Annotated in this window: 8 protein-coding genes; all 8 read right to left on the bottom strand. The window is 30.3% G+C overall.

Features of this window, described 5'->3' with window-relative positions:
• A partial coding sequence (locus AB2369_RS09065) for a DUF4489 domain-containing protein (RefSeq protein WP_367666161.1) occupies window positions 1-366 on the bottom strand: 366 nt, incomplete at its 3' end.
• Between the two features lie 347 nt (window positions 367-713).
• Entirely contained in the window at window positions 714-1,304 is a 591-nt protein-coding gene (locus AB2369_RS09060) for a DUF4489 domain-containing protein (protein WP_367666160.1), read from the bottom strand.
• A 417-nt stretch (window positions 1,305-1,721) separates the two neighbouring features.
• A complete protein-coding gene (locus AB2369_RS09055) occupies window positions 1,722-2,417 on the bottom strand; it encodes a DUF4489 domain-containing protein (protein WP_367666159.1) in 696 nt (231 codons plus the stop codon).
• Between the two features lie 499 nt (window positions 2,418-2,916).
• Window positions 2,917-4,050 carry a DUF4489 domain-containing protein gene (locus AB2369_RS09050; RefSeq protein ID WP_367666158.1) on the bottom strand — a complete coding sequence of 378 codons (1,134 nt, stop codon included), beginning with the start codon at window positions 4,048-4,050 and terminating at the stop codon, window positions 2,917-2,919.
• A 156-nt stretch (window positions 4,051-4,206) separates the two neighbouring features.
• Window positions 4,207-4,878, bottom strand: coding sequence for a DUF4489 domain-containing protein (locus AB2369_RS09045; RefSeq protein WP_367666157.1), 672 nt, complete (start codon window positions 4,876-4,878; stop codon window positions 4,207-4,209).
• An 82-nt stretch (window positions 4,879-4,960) separates the two neighbouring features.
• Window positions 4,961-5,770, bottom strand: coding sequence for a hypothetical protein (locus AB2369_RS09040; protein WP_367666156.1), 810 nt, complete (start codon window positions 5,768-5,770; stop codon window positions 4,961-4,963).
• 256 nt (window positions 5,771-6,026) lie between these two features.
• Complete coding sequence (locus AB2369_RS09035; RefSeq protein WP_367666155.1) at window positions 6,027-6,686, bottom strand: DUF4489 domain-containing protein; 660 nt, start codon at window positions 6,684-6,686, stop codon at window positions 6,027-6,029.
• A gap of 266 nt (window positions 6,687-6,952) precedes the next feature.
• The gene (locus tag AB2369_RS09030) at window positions 6,953-7,741 is read right to left on the bottom strand and encodes a hypothetical protein (RefSeq protein ID WP_367666154.1); all 789 of its coding nucleotides are present in this window, start codon (window positions 7,739-7,741) and stop codon (window positions 6,953-6,955) included.
• Window positions 7,742-8,107 lie beyond the last annotated feature (366 nt).

Here is an 8,107-nt window from a genome sequence, read left to right as displayed (position 1 = left end):
TGAATAAGAATAATCCCAGGACTTTAAAAGGGTCTTTGCACCATCATTACGAGTTCTGGTTAATTGAAATGTTATTCTAAGAGGGACAAATAATCTAAGGGTTGGAGTACCTGTAACTGTTATAAAACATTGATAATTTATTATGGATTTAAAATCTATCTTAACAATAGAGTTACATAAACAATTAGTATTTACATCCACACTTACTATAGGGATAGGAGAAAAGCTTTGATTAGAAACACTAGGCAGAGGTACAACGATAGTGCTTCCTTCATTACATACAGAAACAACCTTTGTATCCACTTTGGACTCGTATGGGCAATCGTCTATAGCGTTACTTTTGGTACAGTCATGTAAAGAAGTCATAAATAAACCTCCTTTATAATAAAATACTTGTTAGTTATATTAATATGAAATATAACATAATTAGGTTACATTGCAATAAGTTGAATGTTATATTATGTCTAAATAGCTGTAAAAATTAGGCTGTTTGATTAAAATTGCTATCTTTCAAAAGCTGAGATTTTATATTATAAAGATTTAAAGTGACAATTATATTTATTTTAGATTTAACTGTAACAACAGGCGTTATTAATATTCATATATTTAAAAATATATAAAGAAGAGACCTAAAGGAATAATTCCTAAAGGTCTAATGAAATTATCTATTATTTCTCATAGTTTGATATGAGAATATAAATTCTGTCTAATTATTAGTGAGAAATAGCTGTAGCAGATATACTAGAACTTCTTATAGCAGCACTTTCAGTAGTTAATACTCCTGTACCAGCTAATGTGCTTGCAGCAACTCTAACTATTTCTACAGTATAAACACAGCATTCTGGGCATGTGTTACATTCGCAGTAGCTAAAGCTGAAAGAGTTAGTTACATTAACAGCTAGAGCTAATATTCCAAATGCGAAGTCCCATGTTCCTAAGGCAATTTTTGAACCATTTCCACAAGTTTTACTTAGTTGGAAGGTTACTGTAAATGGACTACCTAACACTGGGGTAGCACCTAGAGTTATAAGAGCTTGATAGTTAATTAGAGCGTCAAAGTCTATTTTAACACTAGGATTACATAGACAAGTAGTATCTATAGTAACACTTGCTATTGGTAATGGATTGAAGGTTGGGTTTGTAACTGTAGGTATCGGTATAGCTACACCGCTACCTTGTCCACAAGCGAATAGAGAGTCAGTTGGAGTAGGGTGACCTGGTTTACAATAAGTTTGATTGCAGCACCTTTGAGGTGGTCTACAGTCTTGCGGACAGTCATCATAGCATCTTGGTCTTGAACTCATGAAAAAAAACCTCCTTAAATTCTTCTTTGGTAATATATCAAAATTAATATATAAAACCTTTCTATATATTAATATGAAATTTTCTACATAGGTGTTACTAAATTAAAAAAAAGAATACTTTTTATAAATATATAATTTATAAGAAGATTAAGACTATATATGTATTATATAAAGTATCAAGTATATATAAATAATATATATAAGGTATATTAATAAATATCAGTTTCATATAGAGATTATAGAAATTTATAAAGTGAGGAGAAAAATTTGTGTACTTATTTAAGAGAAGAAGAGTAGCAGATTTAGTAATAGGTAGTAAAGAAAAGATCTTAGGGATATACTTCCTTAAGATCTAATCAATTTATTTATAGGTTTTCATATTTAGGATATAAGAAATTATAAACTTTTATTTGTTAACTAGTGTGAAATAGCTGTAGCAGATATGCTAGAACTTCTTATAGAAGCACTTTCAGTAGTTAATACTCCTGTGCCAGCTAGTGTACTTGCAGAAACTCTAACTATTTCTACAGTATAAACACAGCATCCTGGACATGTGTTACATTCACAGTAACTAAAACTAAAGGAATTAGTTATATTAACCGCTAGAGCTAATATTCCAAATGCGAAGTCCCATGTTCCTAAAGCAACTTTTGATCCATTTCCACAAGTTTTACTTAATTGGAAGGTTACTGTAAATGGGCTTCCTAAAACAGGGGTGGCACCTAGAGTTATAAGAGCTTGATAGTTAATTAGAGCATCAAAGTCTATTTTAACACTTGGATTACATAAGCAAGTACTATCTATTGTAACACTTGCTACTGGTAATGGATTAAAGGTTGGGTTTGTAATTGTAGGTATTGGGATAGCTACACCACTACCTCTTCCACAAGCAAATAGGGAGTGGGTTGGTGTAGGGTGTCCAGGTTTACAATAGGCTTGATTACAGCACTTATACTCATATTTAGGATAATCACGATCACATCTATACTCACGTTTAGGATAATCATAATCACGGCACTTATGATCATGGTCATAACAATCATCATCATACTTATCATCATACCTATCATCATCACAATATCTATAATCAAAATATCTTGATTTTGAACTCATAAATAAACCTCCTTAAGTTCTTCTTTGGTAATTTATTTAAGTTTTTAAATAAAAGTGTTTCTATATATTAATATGAAATTTTCTACATAAGTGTTACTGAATTTAAGAAAAGAATACTTTTTATAAATATATAATTTATAAGGATTTCATAACTATTTATGTATTATATAGAGTGTGAATTTCTATATAAAGGTTATAAAAATTCATAAGGTTATAGTAAGGAAATTTTATGTATCTTTTAAGGAGAAAACATATTAGAAATGACAATATGTAATAAAGTAGATGTGTTAAAAAGTGGACTATTAATTAAGTTCATAAAGAACTAAAGTTAAATTGAATTATTATCTATTATGAAATCAGGTTCTATTAAAGAAATAGTTAAGATAATATATATTAATGCACAAAGAAAAGATCTTAGGAATATATATTTCCTTAAGATCTAATCAACTTATTTATGATTTCTTATATTAACATATAAGAATATAAATTTTTATTTTTTCTAGTGTGAAATAGATGTAGCAGATATATTAGAACTTCTTATAGCTGCACTTTCAGTAGTTAACAGACCTGTACCAGCTAGTGTACTTGAAGAAACTCTAACTATTTCTACAGTATAAACACAACATCCTGGACATACGTTACATTCGCAGTAGCTAAAACTAAAGGAATTAGTTATATTAACACCAATAGCTAATATTCCAAATGCGAAGTCCCATGTTCCTAAGGCAATCTTTGATCCATCATTACAAGTTTTACTTAGTTGGAAGGTTACTGTAAATGGTCCGCCTAATAGAGGTGTAGCACCAAGATCTAAAAGATTTTGGTAGTTAATTAGAGCATCAAAATCTATTTTTACGCTAGGATTACATAAACAAGTATTATCTATGGTAACACTTGCTATTGGTAATGGATTGAAAGTTGGATTTTCAAGTGTAGGTATTGGTATAGCTACGCCACTACCTCGTCCACAAGCAAATAAGGATTTGCTTGGAGTAGGATGTCCTGGTTTACAGTAAGCTTGGTTACAGCACTTATACTCGTATTTAGGATAATCTTTCTTACAACACTTGTCATCATATTTAGGATACTCATTATCATAACACTTGTACTCATGTTTAGGATAATCTTTCTTGCAACACTTGTCATCATATTTAGAATACTCATTATCATAGCACTTATACTCATGTTTAGGATAATCCTTCTTACAGCACTTGTCATGGTATTTAGGATAGTCATCATCATAACACTTGTCATCGTATTTAGGATAATCCTTCTTACAACACTTATCATCATATTTAGGATATTCATTATCATAGCACTTATACTCATATTCAGGATAATCATGATGACAGCACTTATGATCGTGTTTAGGATAGTCATGGTCACAACATTTATTATCATAGTTAGGATAATCATGGTCACAGCACTTATCATCATGTTTAGGATAATCATACTCATAGCATTTGTGTTCACGTTCGTAGTAATCATGGTCACAGTACTTGTCATCATGTTTAGGGTAGTCGTACTCATAGTATTTATGCTCATATTTAGGATAGTTATGCTCACGGTACTTATCATCATGCTTAGAGTCATCATAAGACTTATAATCAAAGTATCTTGATTTTGAATTCATAAATAAACCTCCTAGAATTTTAAGTTATATTATTTTAAGGGTTAAATAAGTCATATTTTTAGAATGATTTAAAAGTTATTAATATTTAAATTATCAATATTTAAATTATCAATGTTATAGATTAAAAAAATAAAATTATAAAATTCTATATTTATATTAGTGAGAAATAGCTGTAGCAGATATACTAGAGCTTCTTATAGCAGCACTTTCAGTAGTTAATACTCCTGTACCGGCTAATGTACTTGCAGAAACTCTAACTATTTCTACAGTATAAACACAACATCCAGGGCATGTATTACATTCACAATAGCTAAAGCTAAAGGAGTTAGTTATATTAACAGCAAGAGCTAGTACTCCAAATGCGTAGTCCCAACTTCCTAAAGCAATTTTTGCTCCATCGTCGCATGTTTTACTTAGTTGGAATGTTACTGTAAATGGCCCACCTAATAGAGGGGTAGCACCTAGAGTTATAAGAGCTTGATAGTTAATTAAAGCATCAAAGTCTATTTTTATACTAGGATTACATAAACAAGTACTATCTATGGTAACACTTGCTACTGGTAATGGATTAAAGGTTGGGCTTGCAAGAGTAGGTATTGGAATAGCTATACCACTACCTTGTCCACAAGCAAATAGGGACTTATTTGGAGTAGGGTGTCCTGGCTTACAATGAGCTTGATTACAGCACTTATATTCGTATTTAGGATAGTCATGATCATAGCATTTATGCTCATATTTTGGGTAATCATGGTTACAGCACTTAGAGTCATATTTATCATTACATTTATCATGATTATAGTCATAAGAATATCTACCTTTAAAGTTCATGAAGAAACCTCCTTAATTTATATATTTTGAATTAGCTGTATTTAATAATAGATTTTATCTGAGATATTTAGTTTAAGGGTTATTAATCATCACATCCACAATCATAGAAATCGTCAAAGCAGTGATTTGTATCATCATGACATGGATCTTTATCATCATCTTGGAATAATGGCTTCAATTTCTGATCTGGGTAGAATTTAGGTGATGGAGCACAATTAAAATCTTCACAAGGGTTCTTAGGTCTTACATCCTTACATGGCTTTGGTACTGGGCAGTATCCATAAGCAGGGATTAATAGTTGAACTAAGAGCTCACATTTAACAATTAGGTGAAACCCTAGTGTTATATCTAAGAAATCACGGTCATCACAGTCTCTTACAAAGTTTCCATCAAGACATTCTGCAACTAGTTCAAGTTTTAAAGTTTCAGCTTCTAAGTCTTTTGAGGATGGAGTAGAACTAGAAGCTATTCTAGCTATGGAATCAGGACAGTAAAGTTTACCTATAGTTTCACTTCTATTTATCTCAAAGAACTCTGAACGCTGTTTACCATCTCTATCTAAGAAGTCTGCGTGGAAGGAGATTATAAAATGAACTATTATTTTATGATATCCATGGTGTCCTCTAAGAGGAAGTTTATCAAAAGCTAAAAGTCTAATATTAAAGTCACGACATCCAAGGAATATCTTTGGATTATTTAATAGATCGCTTCTTAGTTCTTCATCAGTAGTTTTTGTATCAGGTCCTTCATGAAACTTAAGACATCTTTTAATTAAGCATTGATCAAAAACCTTTGGTACCTCAATGCATACTAGCTCTAGTGGATCAGGTAGGCAGCCTTCTTTGTTTATGATGCCTGGTCTTGGCGTAAAATCATTACCAGAGATAAGCATGTATTTTCCTCCTTTTCTTATAATAATTTTCTTTACAGTATATAATATACAGAGAGAATTATAATGTTACATATGAAGTAAAGTAATACATAATAAAGTAATATAAACTTATACTTCCAATTATTTATAGAATTTATATAGATAAATATGTAAAAGTAAATAAAGAAAAGATCTTAGGAACATAATTCCTTAAGATCTAATCAACTTATTTATGATTTCTTATATTAACATATAAGAATATAAATTTTTATTTTTTCTAGTGTGAAATAGATGTAGCAGATATATTAGAACTTCTTATAGCTGCACTTTCAGTAGTTAACAGACCTGTACCAGCTAGTGTACTTGAAGAAACTCTAACTATTTCTACAGTATAAACACAACATCCTGGACATACGTTACATTCGCAGTAGCTGAAGCTAAAGGAGTTAGTTATATTAACAGCAAGAGCTAATATTCCAAATGCGAAATCCCATGTTCCTAAAGCAATTTTTGATCCATCGTTACAAGTTTTACTTAATTGGAAGGTTACTGTAAATGGAGCACCTAAAACAGGAGTAGCACCTAGAGTTAAAAGAGCTTGATAGTTTATTAAAGCATCAAAGTCTATTTTTACGCTAGGATTACATAAACAAGTATTATCTATAGTAACACTTGCTACTGGTAATGGATTGAAAGTTGGGTTTGTAACTGTAGGTATTGGGATAGCTACACCACTACCTTGTCCACAAGCAAATATGGAATGAGTTGGTGTAGGGTGTCCTGGTTTACAATAAGTCTGGTTACAGCACTTATATTCATACTTAGGATAGTCATGGTTACAGCACTTGTGATCATCATAATATCTAGAGTCATGGTTATAGTCATCATCATATTTATAGTCATCATAATATTTAGAATCGTAGTATCTTGATTTCATAAATAAACCTCCTTAAATTTTAAGTTATATTAAATTAAGATATATCTTTTTAATAGTATAGAAATACCTTAATTTATAAATTGAGAAAAAGGATTTATAAAAGTCTATTATATTTAGTATTAAATATAAATTAATGAAAAATAGCTGTAGCAGGTATATTAAAGATTCTTATAGAAGCATTTTGTCCTATATTTATAGTGGGAGATGTATCATAAGTAGCTATACTGCATTAAAATATATTATTAACCTTATGAATTTAAGAATTATTAATTATCACATCCACAATCATAAAAATCATCAAAGCAGTCCTCGTCATTATCACCTGGGAATAGTGGTCTTAATTTCTGATCAGGATAGAACTTAGGTGCTGGAGCACAATTAAATTCTTCACAAGGATTTTTAGGTTTTACATCTTTACATGGTTTTGGCACTGGACAGTATCCATAAGCTGGAATTAACAATTGAACTAGGAGCTCACATTTAACAATTAAATGGAAGCCAAGTGTGATATCTAAGAAATCATGACCATGACGATCTCTTTCAAAGCTTCCATCAAGACACTCTGCAACTAATTCAAGCTTTAAGATTTCAGCTTCTAAGTCTTTTGAGAATGGTGTAGCACTAGAAGCTATTTTAGCTATGGACTCAGGGCAATAAAGTCTACTTATAGTTTCACTTCTATTTATTTCAAAGAACTCTGAGCATTGCTTACCATTTCGATCTAAGAAGTCTGCATAGAAGGAAATTATAAAATGAACTATTATTTTGTTATATCCATGATGTCCCTTAAGAGGAATTTTATCAAAAGCTAAAAGCCTAATATTAAAGTCACGACATCCAAGGAATATCTTTGGATTATCTAGTGGATTGCTTCTTAGTTCTTCATCAGTAGTTTTTGTATCAGGTCCTTCATGAAATTTAAGACATCTTTTAATTAAGCATTGATCAAAAACTTTAGGTACTTCAATGCATACTAGCTCTAATGGTTCAGGTAGACAGCCTTCTTTATTTATGAGGCCTGGTCTTGGGGTGAAATTATTACCGGAGATAAGCATGTATTTTCCTCCTTTTCTTATAATAAATATCTTTACAGTATATAATATACAGTGGAAATTATAATGTTACATAGGAAATGGAAAAGAGAAAGAGAAATTTATATATTTTAAGAACAAAAATACTTCAGGAAAAAGATTAATTAAAGTTTTTTATAATTATTCATTGTATTGTATAAAAGTATAAGGTTTTGTTTATTAACTCACCTAGAGATAAATGAATTCTATGAATAATCTTAAGGGCAAAAGTATACTTAGAATATAAATATGAAAATAAATATATATATGTTACTAAATACCAATATATAAAGATAAACTTTAATATTAATAAATATATAGGTTTTTTCATTCAAAACGTATCTTATGCAC

Origin of the sequence: Clostridium sp., from assembly GCF_040797585.1 — a bacterium.
In the GTDB taxonomy this organism is placed as follows: domain Bacteria; phylum Bacillota; class Clostridia; order Clostridiales; family Clostridiaceae; genus Clostridium_Z.
This window is presented reverse-complemented; position numbering and strand designations above follow the sequence as displayed.

Coding starts and splice junctions, on each gene's coding strand:
- AB2369_RS09060 (WP_367666160.1), bottom strand. CDS start 1,304: ATGAGTTCAAGACCAAGATGCTATGATGACTGTCCGCAAGACTGTAGA.
- AB2369_RS09055 (WP_367666159.1), bottom strand. CDS start 2,417: ATGAGTTCAAAATCAAGATATTTTGATTATAGATATTGTGATGATGAT.
- AB2369_RS09050 (WP_367666158.1), bottom strand. CDS start 4,050: ATGAATTCAAAATCAAGATACTTTGATTATAAGTCTTATGATGACTCT.
- AB2369_RS09045 (WP_367666157.1), bottom strand. CDS start 4,878: ATGAACTTTAAAGGTAGATATTCTTATGACTATAATCATGATAAATGT.
- AB2369_RS09040 (WP_367666156.1), bottom strand. CDS start 5,770: ATGCTTATCTCTGGTAATGATTTTACGCCAAGACCAGGCATCATAAAC.
- AB2369_RS09035 (WP_367666155.1), bottom strand. CDS start 6,686: ATGAAATCAAGATACTACGATTCTAAATATTATGATGACTATAAATAT.
- AB2369_RS09030 (WP_367666154.1), bottom strand. CDS start 7,741: ATGCTTATCTCCGGTAATAATTTCACCCCAAGACCAGGCCTCATAAAT.